At 38.3% G+C, this 25,990-nt stretch carries 23 protein-coding genes; 8 read left to right on the top strand and 15 right to left on the bottom strand.

The features are described 5' to 3' along the window. Positions 1-174 precede the first annotated feature (174 nt). The 3 genes from ACTHOQ_RS17210 (at position 175) to ACTHOQ_RS17200 (ending at position 1,671) form a co-directional block, all read left to right on the top strand. Positions 175-642 (top strand): hypothetical protein, encoded by a 468-nt coding sequence (locus ACTHOQ_RS17210; RefSeq protein WP_440497373.1) that lies wholly within the window; start codon positions 175-177, stop codon positions 640-642. 135 nt (positions 643-777) lie between these two features. Then, positions 778-972, top strand: coding sequence for a hypothetical protein (locus tag ACTHOQ_RS17205; RefSeq protein WP_440497372.1), 195 nt, complete (start codon positions 778-780; stop codon positions 970-972). Between the two features lie 186 nt (positions 973-1,158). Continuing rightward, complete coding sequence (locus ACTHOQ_RS17200) at positions 1,159-1,671, top strand: hypothetical protein (protein WP_440497371.1); 513 nt, start codon at positions 1,159-1,161, stop codon at positions 1,669-1,671. A 358-nt stretch (positions 1,672-2,029) separates the two neighbouring features. Here ACTHOQ_RS17200 and ACTHOQ_RS17195 read toward each other — a convergent pair whose 3' ends face one another. From ACTHOQ_RS17195 to ACTHOQ_RS17180, 4 genes are all read right to left on the bottom strand, one after another. Then, positions 2,030-2,713 (bottom strand): YfjL-like protein, encoded by a 684-nt coding sequence (locus ACTHOQ_RS17195; protein ID WP_440497370.1) that lies wholly within the window; start codon positions 2,711-2,713, stop codon positions 2,030-2,032. Then, entirely contained in the window at positions 2,713-3,264 is a 552-nt protein-coding gene (locus tag ACTHOQ_RS17190) for a zf-HC2 domain-containing protein (protein WP_440497369.1), read from the bottom strand. The genes ACTHOQ_RS17195 and ACTHOQ_RS17190 overlap by 1 nt, the downstream gene beginning before the upstream one ends. Beyond that, the gene (locus tag ACTHOQ_RS17185) at positions 3,261-3,755 is read right to left on the bottom strand and encodes an RNA polymerase sigma factor (protein ID WP_440497368.1); all 495 of its coding nucleotides are present in this window, start codon (positions 3,753-3,755) and stop codon (positions 3,261-3,263) included. Before ACTHOQ_RS17185 ends, ACTHOQ_RS17190 begins: the two co-directional genes overlap by 4 nt. A gap of 379 nt (positions 3,756-4,134) precedes the next feature. Beyond that, positions 4,135-4,887 carry an SDR family NAD(P)-dependent oxidoreductase gene (locus ACTHOQ_RS17180; RefSeq protein WP_440497367.1) on the bottom strand — a complete coding sequence of 251 codons (753 nt, stop codon included), beginning with the start codon at positions 4,885-4,887 and terminating at the stop codon, positions 4,135-4,137. A gap of 334 nt (positions 4,888-5,221) precedes the next feature. Here ACTHOQ_RS17180 and ACTHOQ_RS17175 point away from each other — a divergent pair, with 334 nt between their 5' ends. Next, on the top strand, positions 5,222-6,511 hold the full coding sequence (locus tag ACTHOQ_RS17175; protein WP_440497366.1) for an RNA-binding domain-containing protein: 1,290 nt from the start codon (positions 5,222-5,224) through the stop codon (positions 6,509-6,511). A gap of 155 nt (positions 6,512-6,666) precedes the next feature. Here ACTHOQ_RS17175 and ACTHOQ_RS17170 read toward each other — a convergent pair whose 3' ends face one another. The 3 genes from ACTHOQ_RS17170 to ACTHOQ_RS17160 form a co-directional block, all read right to left on the bottom strand. Next, positions 6,667-8,604, bottom strand: coding sequence for a sigma-70 family RNA polymerase sigma factor (locus ACTHOQ_RS17170; protein WP_440497365.1), 1,938 nt, complete (start codon positions 8,602-8,604; stop codon positions 6,667-6,669). Positions 8,605-8,688: 84 nt separating this feature from the next. Then, positions 8,689-8,913 carry a hypothetical protein gene (locus ACTHOQ_RS17165; RefSeq protein ID WP_440497364.1) on the bottom strand — a complete coding sequence of 75 codons (225 nt, stop codon included), beginning with the start codon at positions 8,911-8,913 and terminating at the stop codon, positions 8,689-8,691. A gap of 129 nt (positions 8,914-9,042) precedes the next feature. Beyond that, positions 9,043-9,957: an AraC family transcriptional regulator gene (locus ACTHOQ_RS17160; protein WP_440497363.1), complete on the bottom strand. Its 915-nt coding sequence runs from the start codon at positions 9,955-9,957 to the stop codon at positions 9,043-9,045. Positions 9,958-10,229: 272 nt separating this feature from the next. Here ACTHOQ_RS17160 and ACTHOQ_RS17155 point away from each other — a divergent pair, with 272 nt between their 5' ends. From ACTHOQ_RS17155 to ACTHOQ_RS17145, 3 genes are all read left to right on the top strand, one after another. After that, a complete protein-coding gene (locus tag ACTHOQ_RS17155) occupies positions 10,230-10,505 on the top strand; it encodes an Atu4866 domain-containing protein (protein WP_440497374.1) in 276 nt (91 codons plus the stop codon). Then, positions 10,505-11,236 (top strand): SDR family oxidoreductase, encoded by a 732-nt coding sequence (locus tag ACTHOQ_RS17150; RefSeq protein WP_440497362.1) that lies wholly within the window; start codon positions 10,505-10,507, stop codon positions 11,234-11,236. Before ACTHOQ_RS17155 ends, ACTHOQ_RS17150 begins: the two co-directional genes overlap by 1 nt. Before the next feature lie 434 nt (positions 11,237-11,670). Continuing rightward, on the top strand, positions 11,671-11,931 hold the full coding sequence (locus tag ACTHOQ_RS17145) for a hypothetical protein (RefSeq protein ID WP_440497361.1): 261 nt from the start codon (positions 11,671-11,673) through the stop codon (positions 11,929-11,931). Positions 11,932-12,267: 336 nt separating this feature from the next. Here the strand turns inward: ACTHOQ_RS17145 and ACTHOQ_RS17140 are convergent, their stop codons facing one another. The 6 genes from ACTHOQ_RS17140 to ACTHOQ_RS17115 form a co-directional block, all read right to left on the bottom strand. Further along, positions 12,268-12,678: a DUF4194 domain-containing protein gene (locus ACTHOQ_RS17140; RefSeq protein WP_440497360.1), complete on the bottom strand. Its 411-nt coding sequence runs from the start codon at positions 12,676-12,678 to the stop codon at positions 12,268-12,270. 90 nt (positions 12,679-12,768) lie between these two features. After that, entirely contained in the window at positions 12,769-13,482 is a 714-nt protein-coding gene (locus ACTHOQ_RS17135; protein ID WP_440497359.1) for a DUF6904 family protein, read from the bottom strand. Between the two features lie 207 nt (positions 13,483-13,689). Further along, positions 13,690-18,084: a hypothetical protein gene (locus tag ACTHOQ_RS17130; protein WP_440497358.1), complete on the bottom strand. Its 4,395-nt coding sequence runs from the start codon at positions 18,082-18,084 to the stop codon at positions 13,690-13,692. Beyond that, positions 18,068-18,817: a DUF6063 family protein gene (locus ACTHOQ_RS17125; protein ID WP_440497357.1), complete on the bottom strand. Its 750-nt coding sequence runs from the start codon at positions 18,815-18,817 to the stop codon at positions 18,068-18,070. The genes ACTHOQ_RS17130 and ACTHOQ_RS17125 overlap by 17 nt, the downstream gene beginning before the upstream one ends. Further along, positions 18,807-20,309, bottom strand: coding sequence for a replicative DNA helicase (locus tag ACTHOQ_RS17120; protein ID WP_440497356.1), 1,503 nt, complete (start codon positions 20,307-20,309; stop codon positions 18,807-18,809). Before ACTHOQ_RS17120 ends, ACTHOQ_RS17125 begins: the two co-directional genes overlap by 11 nt. Next, entirely contained in the window at positions 20,300-21,310 is a 1,011-nt protein-coding gene (locus ACTHOQ_RS17115) for a Wadjet anti-phage system protein JetD domain-containing protein (RefSeq protein ID WP_440497355.1), read from the bottom strand. Before ACTHOQ_RS17115 ends, ACTHOQ_RS17120 begins: the two co-directional genes overlap by 10 nt. A gap of 484 nt (positions 21,311-21,794) precedes the next feature. On the opposite strand from ACTHOQ_RS17115, the gene ACTHOQ_RS17110 reads away from it, so the two are divergent. Further along, positions 21,795-22,097 (top strand): hypothetical protein, encoded by a 303-nt coding sequence (locus ACTHOQ_RS17110; RefSeq protein WP_440497354.1) that lies wholly within the window; start codon positions 21,795-21,797, stop codon positions 22,095-22,097. 1,468 nt (positions 22,098-23,565) lie between these two features. Here ACTHOQ_RS17110 and ACTHOQ_RS17105 read toward each other — a convergent pair. Together ACTHOQ_RS17105 and ACTHOQ_RS17100 are read right to left on the bottom strand one after the other, a co-directional pair. Next, positions 23,566-24,228, bottom strand: a complete 663-nt coding sequence (locus ACTHOQ_RS17105; protein WP_440497353.1) for a winged helix-turn-helix domain-containing protein — start codon at positions 24,226-24,228, stop codon at positions 23,566-23,568. Between the two features lie 332 nt (positions 24,229-24,560). Further along, on the bottom strand, positions 24,561-25,763 hold the full coding sequence (locus tag ACTHOQ_RS17100; RefSeq protein WP_440497352.1) for a hypothetical protein: 1,203 nt from the start codon (positions 25,761-25,763) through the stop codon (positions 24,561-24,563). Positions 25,764-25,990: the final 227 nt, after the last annotated feature.

The following is a 25,990-nucleotide window of genomic DNA, read 5'->3' as shown; positions in this document are numbered from 1 at the left end:
TGTGGAACAATCCGTTCGGGATGTTGCCCCAAGAAAAAACTTAGGCAGAATGTGTCCGAAAATTTGACGTAGATCCATGGTGTTGGGATATAATTAATGTTACCAAACGCGGTTAGGGGATGTTATAAGGATGACTTTTGAAACTTTTATAATTGAATTAATGTAAATATAGTAATGACTTATTGTAGGGAGGGGTTTATTGTTTTTATTTATTATTTTTTATTTAGTTTAGGTGTGTTATTTGTTATAGGCAGTGTGATTTTTTTTATTCGTATGTATAGAAAGAAAGAAATTAAATTTTGGTCAACGATTAAAATGCTGAGCGGTTTTCTAATGGGACTCCTCATTTTATGGATGACTGTTCCAAGTTTAAAATATGTAATAACGAAAGACTTTGATGTTGTTAATGGACAATGCACGATAGAAATATCTTCATCTGGTCGTTCTTCTGATTTGACTTTCAATATGCTTCAAAAAGACGAACGATTTAATTTCAATGAGATTCCTGAACTCGATGCTTATGGCAAATCAATTCCTTATTACTGTGAGGTTACGGTGACCAAAGACCGTATGTGGACAATGGATTATAAAATTTATGATATAAAAACAGGAAAGCTTATCGATTCACACACAAGTGAGTAGCTTATTCTTTGAAAAAATATGAAGAATAAATATACATATGTAGTTGAAAATGCACCCAAATCTCGCTTTGGGAATGTTTATCAATACATAGTTATGTTATGTTTGTTAAAAATTAGATTAAATTTGGAGGTTACAATGTTTTTTATTTCTATGGCTGTATATGGAACACCTATTTTAGCAATCATTTTTTGTTTAAACTTAGCAATTATCATTGATAAGTCACGTCACGATAAAGATTTCAAATTTAACGTCTATTTAATGACAGGAGCATTTACGATTATGGTATCTTGCATAACGATTGCTCTACTAACCGTTCTAGATGGTGCTTAATTTATTTATACATAAGAAACTCAATTAACGTTCCCAAATGAAACTTTGGTAACAAACTGCCTCATTCAATAGAATGGGGTGTTTAAATTTTAGGAGGTCATTTAAACGACGCTTTAGGCATGTTTTAAAGGTATTTTAAATAACAAATCGAATATAGATTAAAACAGCTATTATCGGGGGTGTCGTATGAAAAAATGGGTATTCTTAATAATCTTTTTTGTTTTAGGAGTGGCATTGTTTTTGACTTGGACTGAACAAAATAAAACGAATTACATAGGAGGAATATTAAATAGCATACCATCAGTTGATTTAATCATCGTAAAAGATAGCGCAACAGATAATCAAATATTTGAGTATACCCAGAACGATGATTTTTTTAAAGATATGGTTAATATATATGACCACTTTTTTGTTGAATTAAATAAATCTGAAAAAAATTTATTAAATAAGGAACCCACATATGTTATCGAGTATTTAAAGGATAATACAATACAATATAAAGTGAATATATACAAAGTAGAAGTTGATGCAGATGTTTTCGTTGATAAGAGCTCTACCACAGAAATTAGACAAACTGATTATATCTTTTCTCCTGAAAATACGGACCATAGTTATGTTTTTATAACAGAGAAATATCATAATTTATTGGGTTTGAACGATGGGTTAAAACAGATTATGAATGAGATTTCAAACTTGTAGTATTCATAACAATACAAAATAAAGTTCCCAAATCAAAGTTTGGGGTCAACAGAAAAATCGGTAAACGTTGTTGTAGCAGCGTTTACCGATTTTTTATTGGAATATTGTTTATACGAGATTTTATGCAAGTGAATAAAACGTTAATAAAGCAGCTTTTATACTTGCTAGGCATGATCTTTAATTTGCATAAAACTTGTATAGCAATTCTTTTATCAGTATAAATCTGTATCTTCTCTAACACTCTCCCAAGAAAAACATTGCTCTACAATATGGCGCTATAACGGAAAAACTTCATCTTCATATTGAAGATTTGCGCCCGATAATTAACTAACTACTAACCGTGCAATGTGAATGCGCTTTAATCTACATCATCCAATGTCAATTCCTGGTCTGGAGTAAAACTGACATACTCATAAATTTCTTCTCCATTCACTGCACTTCGATAACCCGTCTCTGTTAGATAATAATCAATCGACGCCTTATTCAACAGATCCTGCATGGTCTTGCATTGCTGCAGCATTTGTTCTTTTGTCAGTTCCCCTTTTTCTATTTCCAGCATAATGAGCATCGGCTTGGGTGTTTTGAACTGCGGTGTCCATGCCTCAGCAGCATTGTTGTATACCTCCACATTAGTAGCCACCGAATCGACTTGCGGCACTTTTCCCTGAAGCAGCGTTAAAATATACTGTTCTGCCTCCGCGTTTAACTTTCGGGAAGCCTCTTTGTCTATGTTGGCTTCATGAATCGTATCGCTAAAAACCTCATATGGTTCAAAAGCGGAGACATAAAATGAATAGGTAGTTTCAACTGCGATCGAGTCCTTTTTCACCACTTCAAAACGATACGTGCCATCCGTCCACCCATACCCTACCGACCGCTTAATCTCATAGTCCATATTTGGATATGTTTGCTGCAGAAATGTTTTCAGGCTCTCCTTTGCTTTGTATTTATCCATTGTATTTCCGCTCATTTGCAGGTAAGCGATTACGAGAGCAGCAACTAATAAAACAGCAAATCCGCTGTATAGTATTTTCTTTTTCATCAATCATTTTCCTCTCTTATTTTAAGAATGCAAAAACCGATCATAATTCCAATAAAGGTAAATATTAAATGAATAATTAAAGTTGTAAGTATGATGGAAAGGGCTTCCGAAAAACTTTGAGCATAAAACTTACCGAACCAGTCCGTCATATACAGCAGACAGTTCCATATGAAATTCGGTATGCCCGCAAGCAGGACCGCAATAACAATTGAACGGTAAAACAGATAAGTAACGGCGCCCAATAAAGCATAGGTCAAGATAAAGCCACTATTATCATTCATAATCGTCGTACTCATCGCTAATATAAAGGCAATGGCGACAAAGAAAATCTGTATGGTCGTTAACTTCAGCGTGATTTTCCGAATCATATTTTTAGAGCCCCCGCTATGTGCTGCTTCGACAGGCAGCGGAATTTGAGACTGTTCTGCAATCTGGCGGCACTCTTGGCAACTTTTCAAGTGTTCCTCGACAAACAGTGCTGTCTCTCGCTGAAGCAAATCTTCTTCATATAAAGGTAAAAGGTCTTGTATAATCGGACATTCTTTATTCATAAAGTCACCTCCATTAATTTTTGGATCTTTAATTTCAGCCGGTGAAACGTCACCCGTGCATAGTTTTCTGACTTGCCGATCAAAAGACCAATTTCCGCAAAACTCAGTTCTCCATAAATGCGCAGCAATACGATTTCCCTTGAGGCATCATCCAGTTTCGAAATATGGTGTAAAAGGATTCTTGTGTCTTCATGGATTTCGGCTAACTCTTCCAGTGAATGGATGTCAGTCTCCGGAAGAGTTGCGAGTTTTTGCATTAAGCTATGCTGATACTTATTTTTCCGGTAATATTTTCTTAATAAATTCGTCGCAATCGAGAATACCCAAGTCGACAAAGTGGAGTTTCCATTAAAAGAGCCGATGCTTTTACATGCCTCATAAAAGGTATCGTGGCAAAGATCTTGAGCCGTCATCCGATTACCTGTCCTGGAATAAAAAAACGCATAGAGCTTCGGATGGATTTCTTCATATTGTTCCTCAAGCTTATTCATAGCTGCCCTCACTTTCATGTTGTTCGTAGTATTAATACCGCGGCCTTCTATTTCGTTACAAACTTTTTAAAATTTACTTTTCATCGGGTATTCCCTATTTTGTGATTCCTGATTACTGTCGGAGGTAAGACCCCCTAAAACCGCAAAAAAGAGAACCCCGGTTTAGTGCCGAAATCCTCTTTTCCTATTCCGCTCGTCTAACAATATCCGTATCCACGAACCTTTAGGCTATTGTTTGCCATTACATCATTTCTTATATGGTACATATGCTAAATTATTTCGGATGCTGCTTCGAATAAATCTAAAAGAGCTATGCTTATCCTATATATTGAAGGATAGGCGTAGCTCTTTGTATATGTTATCTATTTATTTAACGGTATTAATGGAGCATGATCGAGCCGCCATCAACCATCAATGTTTGACCTGTTATATATTTAGAGTCTTCTGAAGCTAAAAAGACAGCAGCACGTCCGATATCCTGCTCCGGATCACCGAATTTACCCATCGGAATACCTGCAAGTACCCCTTGATAATATTCCGGCTGTGCTTTTGCCCATGCTTGTACACCTTCTGAATTGGCGATTGGTGAGATCAGGTTCGCTGTAATGCCATCCGCACCAAATTCATTTGCAACAACGCGCGTAATACCGCGAATCGCTTCTTTCGCTGCTGCATAGGCAGCTTGTGTTTTATGTCCTTTTAACCCGGCACCTGACGCAAAATTAATGATATTACCACGAGTTTTCTTTAAATGTGGAATCGCTGCCTGCATTAAATACCATGTAGGGTAGAAGCCTGTATCCATTGACAATGCCAAATGTTCTGGTGTTGTTTCAAGGAATGGTACTTGTTTAGAAGCGTGTGCATTATTCACTAACACATCTAAACGGCCATATTTCTCGACAACTTGTTCCACTACATTTTTTAGTTGATCATGCTTTGTTAAATTAAATTCAATAAAGCTGGATTGCGGTGAATATTGCTGTAAATCCGCCAATACGTTTGCGCCGGCTTCCGGATTTAGATCAACTGCCACAACAATTGCTCCCTCTTTTGCCATTGCACGCCCTATACCAGCACCAATCCCGCCAGCACCACCTGTAATGATCACTACCTTGTCTTTTAATTTCAACTAAATTTCTCCTTTTCAGAAAAATCACAAATATAACGTGATTGTTCCTAGTATCGTTAATCAGTTTTGTTATTAACAATTTAAATATACAACTACATCATTTATGAAGCAAATTTTTAAGCGCACTCGTTTCAATCCCAATGCTGAAAATAGATACAACCATTATCAAGAAAGCTACCTTATTTAATGAAGAAAACACAAGCTGTCTACAAAATTGGGTTCAGTTCATTAACTAATAAACGGCTTCTTCTAAACGTCCTGTGCGATATAATTGATTAATCGATTATAATCGATTATTATTTATCTATACAAATAATCGGTAGAGGTGAGCAAGATGAAAATGAAAGAATCACCGACATTAGAATTCAAGCGAGAATTAACTGATGCCATTAAACGTGAAATTATTGCCTTTGCAAATACACAAGGTGGCGAACTGTATATTGGCGTTGACGATGATGGGACAGTTATCGGGCTTGAAAACGCAGACAAAGTGCTTGAATCTGCTTCAAGTATGCTGCATGACAGTATTCAACCCGATATATTAGTGCATATATTTTTAGAAATTGTTGAATTTGAAAGTAAAGAGGTTGTGAAAATCAGTGTATCAAGAGGTACGCGTCGCCCATACCATTTAAAAGCAAAAGGTATGAAACCTTCTGGCGTATTTATTCGATATGGTACATCTGTTACGAATGCATCTGAGGAAAATATTCGTCAAATGATTATTGAATCAGACGGTACGAATTACGAAACAATGCGTAGCTTACATCAAGAACTTACTTTCACTGAAGCCGAGGCGATTTTCAAAGATCAAAATTTGAAATTTGGACCAGAGCAAATGCGTACATTAGGACTTGTAACTGAAGATGGGTATTTTACAAACTTAGGTTTACTTTTTTCTGATCAGTGCGAGCATACAATTAAATGTGCACGTTACTTAGGAAACGACAAATTGGAATTCCAAGATCGTAAAGAATTCAGCGGTTCAATTTTATCGCAAGTAGAGGCTGCTTACGAGTATTTATCGTTAAATAATGCGAAGTCCGCGCATTTTGAGGGATTGAAACGAATCGAAATTGAAAGCTATCCAAGCTATGCGTTACGTGAAGCTCTAGTCAATGCGATTACACACCGTGATTACAGCTTCAGCGGCAGCATCCTCATTCACCTTTTCCAAGAACGATTAGAGCTCGTTTCTGTAGGAGGTTTAGTAAAAGGATTAACGGTTGAGGATATTGAATTAGGGATTTCACAAAGCCGCAATCCAAAGCTGGCAAATGTTCTTTATCGTCTAAAATGGATTGAAAGTTACGGCACTGGCTTACAGCGTATTAAAGAGAGCTACAAACAAAGTGCAGTGGCTCCATACTGGACAGTTGGACCAAACGCGTTCGTCGTTACCCTTCCAAAAACTGTACTCCCTACACCTCATGAAGACAATGAAGCAATAACGGATTGGCTAGCACAAAATCAAGAATTTACTACCAGGGAGTTAGAAACTTATCTAAATAAAAGTAAAGCAACTGTGCGAAAAATTATTGAAGAGTTATTACACAGTGGACAAATTATCCGTGTGGGCAGCGGCCCGCAAACAAGGTATCAGATTATTCAGCGACAGAATTAATTACATTCTAAAAAGTGTCACAAACGTTTTACATCAACGTTTGTGACACGTAATTCATGTATGGAGACGTCGTGAAAAAGATGGTTTATGAAATTGATTCAACTAAACAACTTCATCATTTATGAGGCAAATTTTAAAGCGCACTTAGCTTTTGATTAGATTAAACTATAAATAATCTCTCCACTTTCCGCATTAATCCCTTTTATAAAAGCACCGTCCGTCATCTGAATACGGTAAATAAGGCGCATCTCGCACTCATCCTGCTCTGTTTTTCCGTACACCCTATCCCACTCCAGTTGAACTTTTAAGTCTTTTAGCGGCAGCATTTCTTTTATAGGCTTAATCGCTTTTGGCTCAAACTTCTCGATAGATTCAACCGCTATATTCGCTGCTGAGAACATCAGAATAGCGCCTGTTTTTTTACAAATATTCATATGGAAAAACTCATTTTCAACGAAAAAACCATCCTTGTGCACTACAAATCGGAAAAAGGCGCGGTTTTCCTCTATCTCATCTTCGTCTTTCACTTCAATCTGTAAATACGGTGTATACTCCGGATAATACGTTTGAATAAACTGCGCGGCAATTTGTAAACATTCCTCTTCAGAAAGCTTCGCCTCGCCTTCAATTTCAGCGAACCAAATGAAACTATCCAAGCGCTTCGTACGTTTATCCACTTTTGCTTTTATCCGATTTTCAAATTTACTTTTCATGTAATGATCGTATGTTTTCCCTTCAGAATCTTGCCAGCCTTTAGGACGCCAATTAAGCTCTTCATACGTTTCATCCATGCACATTCTTACTTCTTCATATTGCTCCCATTCCTCATTAATACCGATGATTTCTTCAATTTTGATCTTTTTCGGCAGCGCTTCAACTTTTGGAAACGGCTCATAGCTTGGCGTTGACTCATCGTCGAAATCAAGTAACGGTTTGCCTGTCACCGCATCATAGGCCTGCGTTAATCGCTCTGACTCATAGATTGCATATATACCTGACTCTTGAACGGTATCATACTTTTTATTAAAGCTTGCAGCACCAAGCAACCAATCACCTTCGTACAATGTATTTAAAATACGCTCCGTTGGATAAAGTTTCTTTGGCATTTCTGGGGGATTTTCCATATAGCCTGTATAAGTGAACTGAATGATTTCACCTGGATCGGTGACTTCAATACGACAATAAAAACCGTCTAACGGAAAACCGCTAACAACTTGCCCATACTTAAAGCTTGTACTCGACTCCTTTTTATGTTGTTCTATTAATGTATAATACGAAAGTGCTTCCGGGTATTGCTCCCGTAGCTGCCGCTGAGCAATTTCAAGCTTCCTCTCTTCAGTAATTGGTGGTCCTTCTTTTACGGGAGGTTTCGCAAAATCATCAAGCCGGCCTTTTTCATCTAAACGCATAAAAACCACTTCATCCTTGCTTTGCCCTTTCCACATGTACGAAGAGATTCCATCTTCCAGATAATTTTCAAGTTCTAGCTCATAGTGTGTAGGTATATTTCCATATTGCTTTGCCAAGTCCAGTAACTGTTCTTTTAACATGCGTTTTACATCCTTTTGTTGTAATGGCTTTCGCATCGTTTCCTCTAGCTTCAGGCGTATCGCTTTTCTGCCGCGGTGCAGATGCATTTTAATTGTGTTGCTCGGCTTCCCTAGCATTTCCGCGATTTCAAACACTTTAAAATCATAAAAATAATGCAATACAATTGCCAGTTGATAGTCTTTTTTCAAGCTTTCAATTGCGTTATGCAGCTCGCTGTAATCCTCGCTGTTTTCCTGGTCCAGTAACAGAAGTTGTTCCATGATTTCTGCCTCTGACAACTCCGTGCGCTTCTTCTTTTTCATTGCAGAAAAGCTTTCACGCATCAATATTTTGTATAGCCATGTCGCAAAATATTTCGGATCTTTCAGCTGAGCCAGTGCACCGAACGCTTTTATAAACGTTTCTTGCACAATATCTTCTGCATCCTGCTTATTTTTCATATAGGTATATGCTTTAGCGAGTAATCTAGGCTTGTGCATCGTCATTATGTGCCGGATTGCAATTTCATTGCCAGCAAGCGCTTGTTGTATGTACTGATCCATTGCCTTCCCTCCTACTAACTTAGAGTTCGGTTTTACTGTAAAGGTTTCATTTTGTAAAATCTTTTTTAAGCACATCACTAATAATTAAAAGCTAAAAAGAGCCATCACGATAATTAACAAAGATGCGAGCATAAAAAACATTCCCCAACTATTTTTACCTTTCGTTTTAAATTCATCTATTCCAATAATTGCAATAAAAATACCAAGTAGTAAATATGATATTGGACCATACGAAAAATCTTTTGTACTTAAGCCATACACTGATATTCCCATTACAACTAAAGCAATGATTATTTTAATAATTTTCAATTCAATTCCCCCTTAAATTATTCACTAATCTGTCTCGTTTGTTCGAGCATGTTATTTCATAATTTTTCATATCCCTGCATTTGATATTGTGCGAACATTTAGCACCAGGACCGAAATCCTCTCTTCCTATTACTCTAAAAAAGGGACATGTTTATCGACATGCAAAAGCTTTTCCCGCAAACGCTGGATGTCTTTCATTGGGGACAAGCCAAACTTGCGGCTGTATTCCCGGCTGAAATGGGATGGACTTTCATAGCCTACCTGGAATGCCGCTTCAGCCGCTTCCATGCTTTCAGTTAAAAGCAATCGGCGCGCTTCCTGTAGTCGAAGCTGTTTTTGGTACTGGATGGGGCTCAAACCCGTGATTTCCTTGAAATGGCTATAAAAGGAGGACGCACTCATTCGCGCCTCTTTTGCTAAGTCTTCCACCTTTAAGGGCTGGGCGAATTCACGATTCAATAACCCAATTACCTTTGCGATGCGTTGGGCCTGACTCCCTACAAGAGCAAAGTGCTTTAAAGAATGGTTCTCATCATTCTGTAGAATCCGGTAAATAATCTCCCGTGTAATATTTGCGGCAAGTACTGGTATATCCTGTGGAGTCTCCAGCAGTCGTATAAGCCGCAATACCGCTTCCAGAAGCGAATCATTAATATGACTGATGACGAGCCCGCGTCCTGTGGAATCATCAGAAATCGCTTCACTTGATGATTGAACGACTTCGAAAATCTGCTGCATATCAAGCTGCAAACTTACACATAAATACGGTTTTTCAGGTGAAGCCATCACAACCTGCCCTGTGATCGGCAAATGAACAGACGCTGTCAAATAACTGGCCGAATCATACTGATAGCTATCTTCACCGAGCATGACCAATTTTGTTCCCTGAGCCACAACGCATAAAGAAGGCTCATAAACCGAGTAAACTGGCTCAGAAATCCGGGAAGTACGAACAAATCGTAAGCCGGGTATAGCTGTTTCATACGTTCCATCCATCGTTGCATTACTCTCAATCAATGTTGCTAACTCTTTAATTTGCTCCATAGGGCAGTTCCTCCATTTTTTTGCAGTAGCACTTAAGGATTCTTTATTCACCATACTATATTTTATTGGAGTATTAGGCAATTATTGTATAATTACCGACTACCTCCCCTTTGCCCCAAAGGTTCATAATGAATTTATGGTCAGACACTTCAATCGGGGGGAAAGAATTGATTAATCAGCTAATATGGGCACTTTCGCTCACTCTATTTACATTTCAGTCCTGCCCAAATCCGGGTGCCATCCATTGTTTAATTGTGAAAGGAGATTATGAAATGACAACAGAATATGTAAATTCTCATCCCTATGTGGGCATGTGGGTTACCGCAGACGGCTATATTCGACACGAGCTGCTACCGAACGGGCGATACGATGAGGCCCGTGGAAACCGCAAAAGCGCCTATCAAGGCAGCTATACCATCGAAGGCAACCATATCGAATATGTCGATGATACAGGCTTTACAGCTGATGGTGATTTTATCGACGGTGTGCTTTATCATGCCGGCATGGTGCTTTATTTGGAAGAAGAGCGTGAAGGGAGCAAGGAATAATGTCTATACTTAATGGAAAAGTAGTGGTGATTACGGGAGCAAGCAGCGGAATTGGTGAAGCAACAGCTCGACTGCTCGCAAGCTTAGGAGTTCATGTGGTCATCGGGGCAAGACGTACAGAAAGACTGGAGGCATTGGCATCTGACATTCAGTCGGATGGCGGTTCTGTAGTCGTTCAGCAGCTTGATGTAACCGAACTGACACAGATGGAGGCGATTATGGAAGTAGCGCAAAGTCGTTTCGGACGAGTGGACGCTGTTATTAACAATGCCGGTGTGATGCCCCTCTCTTCAATGGAAGCATTGAAGATCGAGGAATGGAACCGAATGATTGATGTCAATATTCGAGGTGTTCTTCATGGCATTGCCACAGGTCTTCCACTCATGAAAAAACAAGGCTTCGGACATTTTATCAATATCGCTTCCATCGGTGCCTACGAAGTAACCCCGACAGCAGCTGTCTACTGCGCAACCAAGTATGCCGTACGTGCCATAACAGACGGTTTGCGGCAAGAGACAGCAGGGCAAGGCATCCGTGTGACCCTTGTATCGCCGGGCGTAACGGAATCAGAACTGGCTGAGAGCATTACTGATCACGAGGCAAAGGAAATGATGAAGGAATACCGACGTACCACACTGCCAGCCATGACGATTGCTCGTGCGATTGTCTATGCACTGGAACAGCCGGAGTATGTCGATGTAAGCGAACTGGTCATTAAACCCGCCATGTAGATGCAACAAAAAGAAATATATATACCCTCATATCCCATTCAGTGCGGGACTTGAGGGTATTTTGGTGCGTTTGTCAGGTGTTTATATTGCATACGAAAGGAATTCGCCTTTTACCGTTTTCTCCTGTTCACTGCACCCTACTATTGTAACCAGACAGAATAAGATACTTATACTTAATAAAACTTTTTTCATAATAATCTCTCCTCCCTTCGACAATCATTTTACCGTAAAAATCCATATCCCTGACCTAAACTAAGGAGGATCAGCTGAGAACCTGATTCTTCAGCTGGTACTGCGGGGTTTTATTAGAAAAGTTTGGGCGAGTATTAGAAGAATTGCCTGGGTTATTAGAATTTTATCGGGGTTTATTAGAAAATCTCGGGTTGCTGGACTTTTTTTCCGTGGAAAGCGCTATTTGTTAAGTTGCGCGGAGGTTGTATCTGATTTTATTAGAAGAGCTGGCGGACTTATTAGAAGATTTGCATCGGATATTAGAACATCGGCGGCGTTTATTAGCAGATATCGGGAGCTTATTAGAAGAACTGAGGATTATATTAGAAAATCTCACTTTTATTAGAAGATATTTCGGGATATTAGAACATTGGCGCAATTTATTAGAAAATCCCGGGCTGCTGGATACTTTTCGGAAAGCTTGCCTGTCCTGCGGGGTTTCTGTTTGCGCAACCGGTGCATGAATTACACATGGCTCACTTCGATTATCTTTAGTGGTCTTTTCAATTGAAAAGGACGGCAGCTTTATAGATTGCATTTCTTCCTCAAAAAATTTGTTGCGCTCTATTGCTTCCACCGTAGCTTCACTCGGATGAAAATGGATTTAACTTTAAAATTTACAGTCTTTGAATATATCTTATCTGATTCTCCATTAATGATTTCCAATTTTCCAATCGATTCTAAGTCGGTCACTTTTTGTAGGTGGTCTGAAAATAACGTATCATTGACAGCACGCAGACTTTCGGTTTCATTGAGTTGTGCGAATACGAATAATTTCACAAAGTAGAAAAGTGTAGGTCCTACGTGCAATGACGAAACAGTATTTCAACTTGGAATTCAATCATGGGCGCTTGTAAACTTGGATAATTGGTTAAACTAAATTTTGCATTATCAATTTCTATCCATCCTATTTGTTCAGTACCTTCTATTTCTCCAACAAAGCGGTAATCTACGATATACAAAAGAGCACCGTCGTCAAATTCAGCAGCCATCCAAACGTTGGCTTCTTTCCTTGGATCAATTCCAAACTGCCTAAAATATTCTTGAATTGCCGATGATGTACAAGTAATGGCTTTTATATAATAATAACAATCAGCACATCCACAATGCGCTTCATCTGACACGAGTGGAAGTGGTTCATATAATTCTTTTGTTCGATCAACATCCACTCTAACATTATAACCATTAATATTCAGGTAATTTATTATCACTTTCCCCTCCCGCATTCCAAAAAGTACTAGGTGCAAAAAACAACACGAACTGGTTGCTGCACTTAGTACTTTTCGTTTCTGTGGCAGTGTTTACCACACTAAATACTCATAAAAATTGGACGGATATCGAATTTCTGAAGGATGACAATTATGCTCTATCGCCGCTTCAATTATTTGCTTTTGCTGGCGCTCATAATCTGGCGTTAACTGACATGTACGCTTGGCAAAAATATTAAACTTCTTTTTACGCTCCGCAAGCTCCATCTCGTGCCACTCACTATTTAAGTAATCAATATATTGAGTAAATAAAATTTTCTCTACACTATTTTCAGCAATCCACTTTTTAAAGCTCGTAAACTGCCTTGGCGTAACCGTTTCTTCCACCAGCTTAAAAATAACGGACTGCAAAATACGTGCCTGCGCAATATTTGAATCCCAAGCAGTAGCTTTGCGCGCTTTCTGATAATCACGGATGAATGATTCTAATGAAAAGACAACATAAAGCATTTCGGGCCAAAGCGTTTCAAATGAAAGGTATAAATTTTGCTTCGGTCCTACGAGTGATAAAAAGGCTAATTGTTCGTCATCAAATCCGTGTTCTTTATAAGCTGCATTACGGTGCCCCATAAATGTATGTCTAATATCATAGCAAACGCCTAAAATGCGGATTGCCGGTCCATCTTCCACATAATCTCCTGCATCACCAACAATCATATGCAGCGAATCGTATAGCATTCGAAAATCTTCCGGATCCCCCGAAAGTAAAACACCTGTCATATTTGGTGTATGTGTTGCCACTAGCATCAATCTTGCCCCCTAAATTTTCCTTTATTATACATGAGGCACAGCCGCTTTGCTTCCAAATAATCTTCTTCCTAATTAAGCGTTTTGATCGCTATATAGAACGCACTACTGAAGCCGCGGCAATTTTCAGAGAACAGACGCTTTCCCCGGCGAAGGAGAAAGCGTTTTTTATTTTTTTCGTAACGAACGCTATTTTTGCTGCGAACCTTAAAATAATTTAAGCTGTTCGATTTGTACCGTTTCCTCGGCATCTTCGTTATGATCGCGGAAGAAAGCTTGGTGCATCGTTTTTTTTGTTTCCATCACGAGCTTGTCCGTTCCTACAGCAGAGCGTAAACGACAGCTATACACGACTGGGAAGTAATCGTGTAAAAACTTCCCTTCCACATGTGCCGTTAGCGCGATAATTTGGAAGCCTAATTGTTTTGCGATGAAAAATACCGGACTTAATACATGATCGCTGGACGCTTTACCGAACGGGTTATCCAAAATAACTGTCCGGGATTTTTGCTTCGATGCAATTAATTGACGTTTTTCAGCAACGTAATTAAGCACCCCTAAAAATAGCGCCATATTTTTGCTCCATTTTTCACCGCCCGACCAAGCATTTGAACGGCTCCACGTCTCATACTTGGATGAAATGCGATTGTCGTTCATTACTTTGCGACAGGCTACGCGCCATTCTTTATGCTGCGTAATGTAGCGTAGTAATTGAACAGTACTTAGCCATTCCTCGAGCTGCTTGCGACTCTTTTGCTTGCCTTCTTGCTCGTCGACTGTACGGCTTTCGAGCTGCTCAAGCTGTTCGATAATCCATTCCACACGTGTGCGAATTTGAGCAAGTCCTTCCTCGTCCGTCCATTCCGGAATCGTAAAACGATAAATCGGCATATCTTCACCGTCAACAGAAACTTTTGTTTTACGAGGAATATGCTTTAATTCATCCACTACTTTTCGTAAATGAATGTGTACGCGTTGTACGAACTGCACTAAATCTTCATCATGCTTTTTAATATCTTTTTCTGCATATTGGCGACTGATGTGAATCGTCTTTTCCATTTCCTGCTGATGCTTCAGAAGGTCGTTGTACTGATGTTTTACTTTCACCCCATCAATAATCGTATTGCGGAGGCGTACTTCTGATACGTTTTGCTGACAATGTTGAATGAATCGGCCTTTACTGTCTGCTACTATTTTTTGTTGTCGTTCGATTGATTTTTTGCAGCTTGCTAATTGTTTTGTCGTTCGTTCGATAAAATGCTGCTGGCGATACCCGAAATCATTTTCCTCCTCAGCCGTTAAGCTCATCGGGGTAATTAACTCTGTTAAAAAGCCATTTTCTGCGTTTAAAATTTGTAATTTCTGCGCTAGTTTTTCTGCTTGCTCTTTTTCTTTCAGTAAAGAGCTTTTCGTTTTTGAAAGCTGATTTTGCTGTAGCTGTAAACGTTTTGCTTCTTCCTCGAGCTGGTATTGAACAGTCGGTAATGGGACATCAAATTGAATACACTGATCGAGCTCCTCGCGCTTTTTCAGTAATGCACCCTCATGCTTATCTTTTTGTTCTTTCGCTTGCTCGCGCTTTTTCGCAACGATCATCCTATCCTCACGTAAGCGTTTATTCGCTGCCGGCAATTGCTCAAGCTGACGTTCATAGTCTAGCGGCAGTACAAATTGCTCGTCTAACGCGTCATATTCAGTTTCAATATGTTTCATTTCTTTTTCGTGTTGCTGAATATACTTTTGCTGCTGTGCAATTTGCTTTTCCAATTGCTGACGACTTGAAATAATACCGTTTATTTGGTTGTCGATCTGACCGTATTGCTGCGCTAAAACGTCGTAGCTCTCGTCTGTAAATTTCGGTGTATAGCCTTCGACCTGCTTATATAAATGCCGCGTTGCAATGAGCACGTTATAATCTCGTTCCACCCCATGAGTGCGATCTTTCAGCGCTGCTAAGTCATTTACTAACGTTTCTTGCTCTTTGCCGGCTTGTGTAAATTGTTTATTCTCCGCATCAAGCTTTTGTTGCTCCAGCACTAACTGCCGCTGTAGCTGATGTAATTCCTTTAAAAGCTTGTCGTACTTTAATAGCTTATCAATTTTATCATCGTAATATTTTTTTAATTGGCTTTGTGTGCTAATCTTATTGGCTAAGTTTCTTACCTGTTCATCCGTGCCCGCAACTGATTTTGTTAAAGCCCCTTTCTCATGCTTCACTTCATACGTTTTACTTTGCACCGTTTTTAGTTGCTCCTGTAATCGCTGAAAATGAGCTTGCGGATATTGGGCATAGAAATCTTGCAATTGGCTGAGCAATGCTTTTAAATTTGAGCGCTGTTCGTCCGCATTCTCGCGCTCTTTTTTAATATTTCCCGCGATATTGGCCGCTTGCTGTTGCCATTGTTTAAATGCTTCTGCGTGACCGAGTTCCTGCCATAATGCTGGCTGTAAAAGCTCTGTCGTTGGCTCTGGCTTGCCTTGGCCAATCGCAACGACTTGCGGTAATGTCCAAATTTGAATCGGATATGTTAAATATTTTGCTGCATCCAATACGAGTTGCTCAAGCTTCGGCTTTTCTTCCTCCGTCGTAATGAGTGTGATTGCTAACAACGCTGTGTCAAATTGAAGCTGATCATCCCCTAACGCATAATCGATTGCCGTTTCCAAGTAGCTAAAGCGCTGACTCCAAACAGGGATTTTCTTCGCAATATACGGGTCCGCAAAAAATGTTTGCTGCTGTCCGTAATCATCTACATGACGAAGAGCAAGTCGTTCCTCGTATAGCTTCTCTGCGTATAATTGCCGCTTTTTTTCAAATGCCTGCGATAAATCATGTAATAATGTTGCTTCTTTTAAATAAAGCGATGTTTTTTCAGAAACGCGCGGGAGAACTGTCGACAATTGTGCAACTAGCTTTTGTTCAACTGCTTCAATCGCTTCAATTTTTTCGGCCATTTTCGTTTCTTCTGTATTTAATTGCAGGAGCTCACTACGTAGTGCTTCTAATCGCTGTTCATGTTGCTGCTTCGTAAGCTCGAGCTGCTTTTTTTCATTTTTCAACGTGACAACCCGTTCATCAATTGCTTGTGACTCCTCTGTCCACAGCGTTCTCAGCTCGAGTGTCGGTTGCTGGCGTTGCACATCATTTTCAAAAATTTCTTTTGCCTCAGCATCGCTTTGCTTTGTGTTGAATTTAATATTTGCTTGAATTTCCGTAATCGCTTTCTGCAATTGCTGACGCTGCTCACGTATATTTTCCAATAGTCTCTGCTGCTGCTCTAGCATATCTTTCTTTTGTCGCGTTTCACGCTGTAAACCTTTTCGCTGCTGCTCGTATTGCTGCTCCACTGTTAACCAATCGCCGCGTAGCTTCGCTTTCACTTCATCCAGTTGATCAAGCAGCTGTTCCGTCGAATATTGTGCGTCCATTTGCTTAAGCTCATGCTCAAACAACTGTTGCTGTTGCTGCGCTTGCTTGAGGAGATTTTTTTCTTTGGCATATTTAATATTTCCGAAATGCCGCTCCTGCTGCTCTAACTTTGTTTGCAGCGCTGTAACTTCCTGCTGCAAAGTTTCATAACTAGCCGTTAACGCAAGCAGTGCCTCTTCCATCAGTGCAATCGCATAGCTTTTTTGTTTCACTTCTAGCTGCTGTCCGTGCTCGTCCAGCTGAAGCTGCTGTTCGTCTGCAGCCTTTAGCTGCTCAATATTTTTTTGAATAGCTGCACTTAACAGTTCAAAATATGCCTTCATTCTTTGCTTTTCTACGTCATACTGCTCCTGAAATTCATGCAATACGTGGACGTCATTCACATAGGCAGCTAGCTGCTGTTGAATTAAATCATATTCTTTCAGCTGTGCATTTAACTGCTTGAGCAGCTTGAATTTATCGCGATGTTTCTCAAAAATATCGACAAACTGATGCTTTTCAAAAGCAGCAATCGATTGCTCAACGGTAGGAATTAATAGTTTTTCATATAGCGCTTTTTCTGTCGGGCAAGCTTCAAAAAACTTTTCAACATCGCCTTCTGCAGCGTTGATCGTACTAATACTTCTCCATTCATCTGCAATAATCTGGAAGTTTTTCTCGATATATTCCGTAAAGCCTGTAATCGTCGAAAACGTATTCGCCAGCTGATTTTTTTGGCTCATCGTCGTGTAGTATTCTTTCATTTCTGCATGACTTGCGATGCGCTTTTGGTGCTTCGCCGTTTCATGGGTAAACGGCAAATGCTCGATACTGTTTGCATCATTTGGGCCATATTCATAAACGTAACGATACGAGTCAATCGCGTTTTGGTGCGGGAAAATCGTGATTACTGTTAAGGCATACATACGCGGTCGATCATTTTTAATCCACTCAATGGCAATATGTGCCGGACCGTCGTCAAATGAAAACGTGTCCTTCACCTTTCGATTGGCGAGTGCCGTATGCGGTAAAATCGCCTGTAATGCTGTTTGAATAAATACAGTTTTACCCCCACCATTTTCTAAAACGATGGCACTATTTTCGCCGTGAAAATGAAAAATCTCATCTGCGTAACGTTTATTGCCGCCTTCATATACAACATTTGTGAAACGGATTTTAGAAATTGTCGGCATCAATATCCTCCTTTTGCGGTTGTAAATCATATAAAAACTGCAAAATTTCGTTGTTATGCTCTAAATTCATGAAGTAGCGCTGCACAATAATTTTTGTTTTTTCTGTCAGCTCCACTTCATCATTCCCGATATCATTAATAATCTTTTCTTTCACTAAAAAGTTTTTCACCGTATGAATGAAGCTCAAACGACTAAGCGTTTGCCCTCTTTGACTTTTAGCGCTCTCTTTAATCGTATCGAGTGCTGTCCAATTTTCGATAATCGTTAGCCAGTTGTATGAATGCTCTTTTTCTAATGCCTTTAGCTGCTCTTGCGGATGCTGTGCAACGATCTCCATTCGTTCATTAACTGCTTCCACCCAGCGCGCTAATGATAAGTAATGCAGTGTCGGCTCATTCGTAGAGTAGCTATTGTAAAACTCCCCTAATAAGACGATTGCGACAAAGTATGCTAAATACAGCTCGCTATTTGTCGCACCTGATTTAAAATATGTTTTTCTTAAATATTCGTTATTAACATGGAACGGCGAAGACATCGTTTTTGGCACCATGTAAAGCTGATTCGCCGCTATAAATAACACGCACTCCACTTCAGCAGCATACAGATCGATTAAATCCGACACTTCATCATTTGATAAATATTGCTGGTAATCTTCATCCTTTATAGTGCCTTCACGTGCTAATTTTGTGTAAAGCTTAAATGCTTTCAGTACATTTTCACCATCAAAAAACATCTATGTCCTCACTCCTTTTCGTTATACGCATATTTTGAATCGCGAAGCGGTCAACCACCTGTAAAATCTGTGGCAACTCCTGTACGACTAAGGATGTGCCCTCTAAAATGCGGTGTAGCGTCGACCATAAATACGCTTCTTCATCGACCTTTTCCTGCACTTCAATCGGTGAACGTTGATGAATTAACATAAAGAAATCATAAACGTAGCGCGACTGTAATAGTGGTGCGGCCTTTTCATCTTGCTGTATTTCTTCAATCCATTCTGCTAGCGTAATTTCATTTTTATGCTGTAATGACTGCAGCAATAATTGAAGTACCACCGAATAAAACTGCACCATTTGCTCATTTTTCACTTTATCTGCTTCCTCGTCGATTTCCAACAAAGCTGGAATTTCCGGCTCTAAACGTTCTTCATAAACATTTTGCTTATCAAAAATCGATAGCAGTGACCATTGCTTTTCCTCATGTACGTGTAAAAATGGGACGACAAAAGCCTTTACTGAATGCGCCGGCAGTGGACTTGAGACAATGCGGGCTGTGACATCTTGATCGAAGTTAAACGATTCAATGCCAATATAATAAAGTGCTTCCTTCGCCGATTGTAGCGCTGTCGTTTGCAGTTCGATACTTTTTTGCAATAATTTCGTATGTGCTGCATGCACTTTCTCTAGTTCAAACGAAATCGTCAGCACGAAATTGTAGGCATCTTTTTCTTTTTTAATCGTATCTTTATGGTAAAGTCGCTCCTTCGCTTCGTTGATAAATTGCGCAAGCTCATCGAACTCTTCATTTTCATATTTTAAACGAAATGAAATATCTTCAATAATTCGTTCATAACGCAAAAATACACCATTCGAAACGATATTGCGGCGAATTTCCTGCTGAATGCGGCTTAGCTGTTCTTCGATCGATTCCACTGCTACGCGCATTTCATTTATTTGTCTTAACGCACTTTTAAATTCACCTTTTTCAAGCTGTTTTCGCAACACCAGCTGACTAATGGACAGTTGAAATTCACTATAAAACTCCTTCGTTGCAAACACTAACTCAAGGCCTGCGTCATCTAACACGTAAAACTGTTCATTTGTCGCTACGTTAAACGTGCTCGCCTTTAAATATTGGTAGCTAACGGTTTGCAGCTGCCCTGTTTGCCAGTTGAAAAACTCTGCCGTTTTCACTTTCCCGCTCCCTGGCCGAAACGCTTCGATTAACGTGCTTGCTAAGCTATGAAACTGCTCTAACGAAAGGTCGATATATGCATGCGTTGCACCGTATAAAAATTCCGACAGTTGCTTTCGTCCGACCTTAATGTTACGCATAATTTTTTGCTCAAAGAAGTAAAGCAATGTTAACAGCCCTAAGCCGCGCATATCAATCGGATGATTTTTGGCATCCTTTTTTTGCATGGCAGATAATTTATTGAGCGGCTCAAACAGCAATACTTTTTCGTAACGGTCCCCGTAGCCTTGTAAAATTTCTTCTACATCCACTGCGCATTCCTCCAAATTTGCTGCAATTGCTCAGCATTTAATATTTCCTGCGGATAATAAAGCCCTTTATGTAAAGCATCTGTTATTTTTTGTGCTTCCTGCTCATTAAAATGATGAATAAATAATTCAATTGCCTCTGCTTTTTGGCGTTGATAGTGTTTGCCTTCTGCGGCTTCTTTTTGTAAACACGCTCTATAAAATGGCAGTGCAAGCTTTACTTTATTTTTTTGCTGCAGCGTGTGCCAAATCGTTATTCCTTCTGCATCGATATCGCCAAAATAATAAAATAGAACATTGTCATAGTTTAAAGGTAACTGCTCCTGTAAAACGTGAATTGTGCCATTAATGGCATTGCCTTGTCCGTATAAAAGTGCGGTGAAGTCACTAGTCTTTAAAGCGGGCAGTAAACTATAAAATGTTGCCTTGTTTTCAACGATTAACAATTTCAGGTACTTGTCATTCAGTTTTAGCGGATTGATGGCAAAGCTGACTGGATCAGCAATTGGCCATATCTCAAGCAGATCCCATACTTTTACTTTTTCCAAAAATTGCTTACCGCCATTTTCAGTTATCCATTTTTCATTATGGAAAATTTCAAATGACCGCTCTTGTGCAAGGGCCTTTGTTTGTGGAAAATCATTACGTTCCAAATATTGGTTGAGTTGTTGTAATGCCGGCAAATCTTGTTCGAGCTCGGCAGTTGTTTTCGTTAAATAGTACTCGACCCAAATGGCAGGGTGCATTGTTCTTTTTAATTGTTTAACTTGCTGATGTAAATTTAAACGAACTGACATTTTATTAATTTTATATGTATTCGCTAGTGGCGGCTGCTTACCATTCACACCCGAAGCTTTTACAGCCGTTAATATTTTTTGTGTTTCCAGCTGTACAATGATATGGGCAAACTGTTCATAAGTAATAGCGGGACATTGATTCGCCAGCTGTAAAACAGAGATTTTACTTTTTTTATAGGTCGATAAAAAATGAATCAAATTTTCCATCTAAATACCCCCATTTTAATATTTGTATTACCATTTCCATTAGCTATTATGAAATGGTTTGTCTAGGAATTTATGAAATTAATTCATTTGAGGTATCACGTTTTATTCCTCATCAAAATTAGAGCTTAAAAAATGGAATATGCTTTTAAAGAGGTTGTTGAATAACTGGAGATTGTAATTATTTGCTGTTGAAATAATGTGGATACATTAAAATAAATATTAATCTATTCAACCCTTTCTATAATATATTATCATTAAAATGCACTACCTTCTTAGAAAAACTTAAATCTTGCTTAGTAATTGTGGGCGAGATCAGGCGGTTCATCCGTCATTCAACTGCACTTATAATTATTTGCGGAAAGCGCCCTCCCATTCATTTAGATCCATCACTTCAAAGCTTGAAATCACCTGTTTTTTTTTATGAATGGATCATCCAGCCTGAATGGCAGCTTTTATACAAAGAGGACTGAAAGGAGCCATGTTTGTGAAACTAAATTCCAAAACAAATTTCCATTTTCGCTTTATATTGTCTCTCTCTTACTTAATTTTTATTTGGTATCCAACGAATATCTATTTATTTATGTTCCCAATAGCCCTCACCTTGCTGGATGAAAAAAATAAACCAAAAAAATTCAAATCCTTAGCCCTGCTGGTTGCTTCAGGAGTTATCGTTTATTTTTATTTAAAAAATTTAGATATCCAGCAGCAAATTGCCTTATCGTTTATTATTTTTATTTTAGATTTTTCGGATGTTTTAAAAAAGGCATTTAGAAAAAATACGATTTAACTCAAAAGAATGAATGGGCCAAAACCGATTTGGAAACATCGCTGCTCCAGCTAACTTCTTATTAACTAGGAAGTATAGAAATTTAAGGGGATGTAAGAAATTTAGAAAAAAATCGGTTATGTAATTCTCATTGCGCTGTTATCGGTTCAACCTTTACTTTATTAGGAAATCGAGCTGGCCAAGACACGAGTTTAGCCGAGAAAATTGATATCCTTTTTGAAGCTGGCATCTCCCCCTTTTCCTTCTACTCACAAGGTTATTTTACTATAAGTATGGATATTACCTAGAATTCAAGGTGGGGATTTCGTTTGTTCTCGCGGAAACTATGTAGATGAATGTTCACTCTTTTCAAAAGTAAAAAACCTTTCATGTAGCCAGTTGAAATGGGAACTTTGTACATTAATAAACGCCATTTGATTGTTATTATTCAATAAAAGCAGCCGTTTTCATTCATAAAACACCGATTCTGAATAATTCGCATATCAAAAATAAGAGATAATTACCGAAGCCGAATTCGAAGCTGGTGAACAAAAAGCGGCCAAGCAGTGTCTATTTACTTCAAAATAAAACAAAATATGTTCTATGTGAGGCAGCTTAAAACGCTGTGCGTCTCAGATCGAACTTGAAAATTTTTGTGGAATAGCTGGAATAACAGCTTCTATTCAGCGACGGCAATTTTAAAATATGAAGCGGTGCGGAATTGCAGATTGGATATACAACTTATTTTTTAATAAACGCTAAATTAGGGGAAAAGACCTAAAACAACACTTATTTATAAATATGTAGTATCCAAATCCTGCTAAATCGGCTTTTTGCGAAATCAAAAACATGTGAAAAATCCGGGAATAAAATTTGAATAGCAAAATCGGACAGACAATCGATAGGACAGTTGTTTAGCTCGATTCATGCCAAAGTCCATTCACATTTTGGCACTTTTTCTTTTCTCCTAGATTCCTTCATCCGAAGTAATTAGCTTGAATGTAAATACGAAATGGTTTGATAAATCGGCAATCTTTATAATTTGAGGAATCATTATGCATCATTTTATTCAATAGTTCCGTTAACGCAGGTTATTATTTCAGCATTATTCTTTAATGAATGCTGCTATATCATTTTCGACTACAAAAACCAGGAACTCATCATCTTCCTCTACTATTTCTTTTTCATGGTAATTAAAACGTTTTTTAAGTGTTCCAAGTCCATCTTAAAACTTGCCAAGGAATTTCAAGGCAGATTGTATGATTCGATGATTGTCGTGTTCACACGCTATATCCTTCTCGAATAGATTTAACATCTTAAACAAAATCGGTTGTAATTTAGTTAGAAGTATATGAATACAAAGGTGGTGTGAAAATGGCTATTCGTAAAGAAGAATTATATAGAATGATGGAATCGTTAAGTAATGAAGATAAAAAGGCAGCTTTTGACTTTATTGAATTTTTTATTGAGCGTTCTAAGAACAAAAAACCTAGATCTTGGCAAAGAATTGATGAACTAGTAAGTGACATCGATCCTTTAACAGATGAAGAACTTGAGCAGTTAGAAAGTGAAGATGGGTACATTTCAAGGGAGGATGCAAAGCGTGAATTCGGACTACAAATTGATCTACCATAAACCTGCAGTTAAATTCATTGCTAAAAAGGAGGATGGCGATTTTCACATCCGGATAGGCCGCAAGCAGATCCTGCAGGAATCGCTGGAATGCCTGGGCATCTGCCATTTCTTCCTCCCGATTGATAATATGGCCCGTCGCATAATGGATGGCAGCAAACAGTTTGGCCCCTTCATGTCTTCCGTACGTGGGGATTTTCCGCTCCTGCCCCTTTAAGAACCAATTGTACTGAAGCGCCTGGTAGGCCGGGAAGGTTTCCTCCAAAAATTCGCGCTGCTTTTCCAGGTCGGCCCGCTCCAATGTATACGTTGCTTTAGGGTAGCTGAACCCCAGGCGTTTCAGCATTTTTGAGAATCCTGCCGGGGAATAGGCCACATCAAATTCCAGTTCGATCCAGGCAGCCACAAGCGGGAGGGTCCACGTGTATTTCGCCTTGAACCCGACATCGACGGGCGGGCCCTGGGCAATTACAAAATCGATAAATTCAACATCAAAATTTGCGAACAAGCGATCAATCATTGGTCTAGAAAGCTCGCACGTTATCGTATGGTAAGGGCATATGTATCAAAGGTGTTAGACTACGCGATTAAGCTTGAGTTCATTCAATCCAGCACAAAATTGGCATAACCATAAAAAGACCAAAACCCTTATATACCAAGGGTTTTGACCTTCATTGATTTCCTATGAAATCGTGTATACGGAGACGGCGGGAGTCGAACCAACCGTCTCGTAATGTTATTATATTAAGGTTTGCGGGGGCACTTAATTTTTTTGACTACGTTTTTGACTGGGTTAAATTAATTATTTATTACAAAGGACAAGTCATCCATTAAAAACGTATAAATTTAAAGTTACCTATTTTCAGAATAATACTTTTCCCTTAAATTTAATGATTGTGTTTCTAAATTATAATTAGCAAATTTATAGAGTATATATTTTGTTACATGTTCCTCGTGAGTAGATAAAATAATTTGTTTATTACTAAAATCATTTCTTAAAAGTTCTAAGAATGAAGATATGTTAATATCATCCATTGTTTGTAAAGGATCATCAATTAATAACGTCGATAATCCTTTATTACCATATACTTTATTTAAAGCTAGTGTAAGTGATAGCGTAATTGCAGATAATTGTCCGGAACTCATAAAATTGGATACATCATGGTCTTTTTCAGGGTGTGTAATAAATCTTATAATTTTCGATTCACTTTCCTTCATAAATATCCCTAAACCCCGCGGATGGTTTTGGAGTATCTTTCCAGAATAAATGTAAAAAATAATCTCTATATCTCGCATTATCTTTTTCCAGTAAACTTTAGTTTTATTCTTATACTCAGTTACTATTTTACCTAAATCCTTATAAAGGCTATCGTATTTATGCTTATCAATTTCTGCCTGTTTTAATTCAGCTTTTAATTCTTTTTTCTTATTAAGGACATCGTTATAATAAGAAGTCTTAATATAATTTATTTTATTATTTATTAATCCCTCACTACATAATCTAACAGCAATTAAATCCTTTGAAAAGTATCTATTAAATACAAAATCAAATTTTTCAATATCTTGTACCGTCAATTCAACATTCTTTAATTTATTATAGTTTGCTTTTAATCTATCAATAATTTGTTTAGATAATATTTCAATTTCCTCTGGTTCTATGTATTCATCTTTTTTATCAATTATTATATCTATACCATATTCATTTAACCATGTACTAAACTCTTTAACACGTTTGATATTATTTTCACATTGAATTAATTGTTTATAATTATCACTACTAATTAATAACTTATTATCTGGGTTAAAATATGTTTCACCACTATAAATAATATCTACAATTTCTGATGAATGTAATTCTTCTAAATTTCTATTGATATCGTTTGATACATCGTCTAATAAACTTTGTAAAAAATCACTTTTTTGCTCAATTGCTTTAATTAAATTATCGAGTGTCTCCCACTCACTACCACAAAGTGGGCAATGAGATTCTATAATTTCTGAGTGTAACGAATGATTTTGTTTGAATTTTTCAACAAAGTTACTTCTAATATTCACTAATTCTCGTATACTATTTGAAATTTGAGTTGAACTTTCTTCTCTTTTAATAAGATCTTTTATCTTATCAGTTATTCGTTTATAACGTTCTTCCGAAACTAGTTGAACATCCGATAATTTTATATCAAAAATTCTTTTAAAATCTATTTCGTAAGCCCGTAATCAAACAACGCATATAAAACATCAGGCACCTCCGGTACGATAAATGTATCAATCAAAGGAGGTGC

This window comes from Solibacillus silvestris (genome assembly GCF_051967575.1).
Taxonomy (GTDB): domain Bacteria; phylum Bacillota; class Bacilli; order Bacillales_A; family Planococcaceae; genus Solibacillus; species Solibacillus silvestris_B.
Note: the sequence above shows the minus strand (reverse complement) of the source record. Positions and strands in the feature narration are given on the sequence as shown.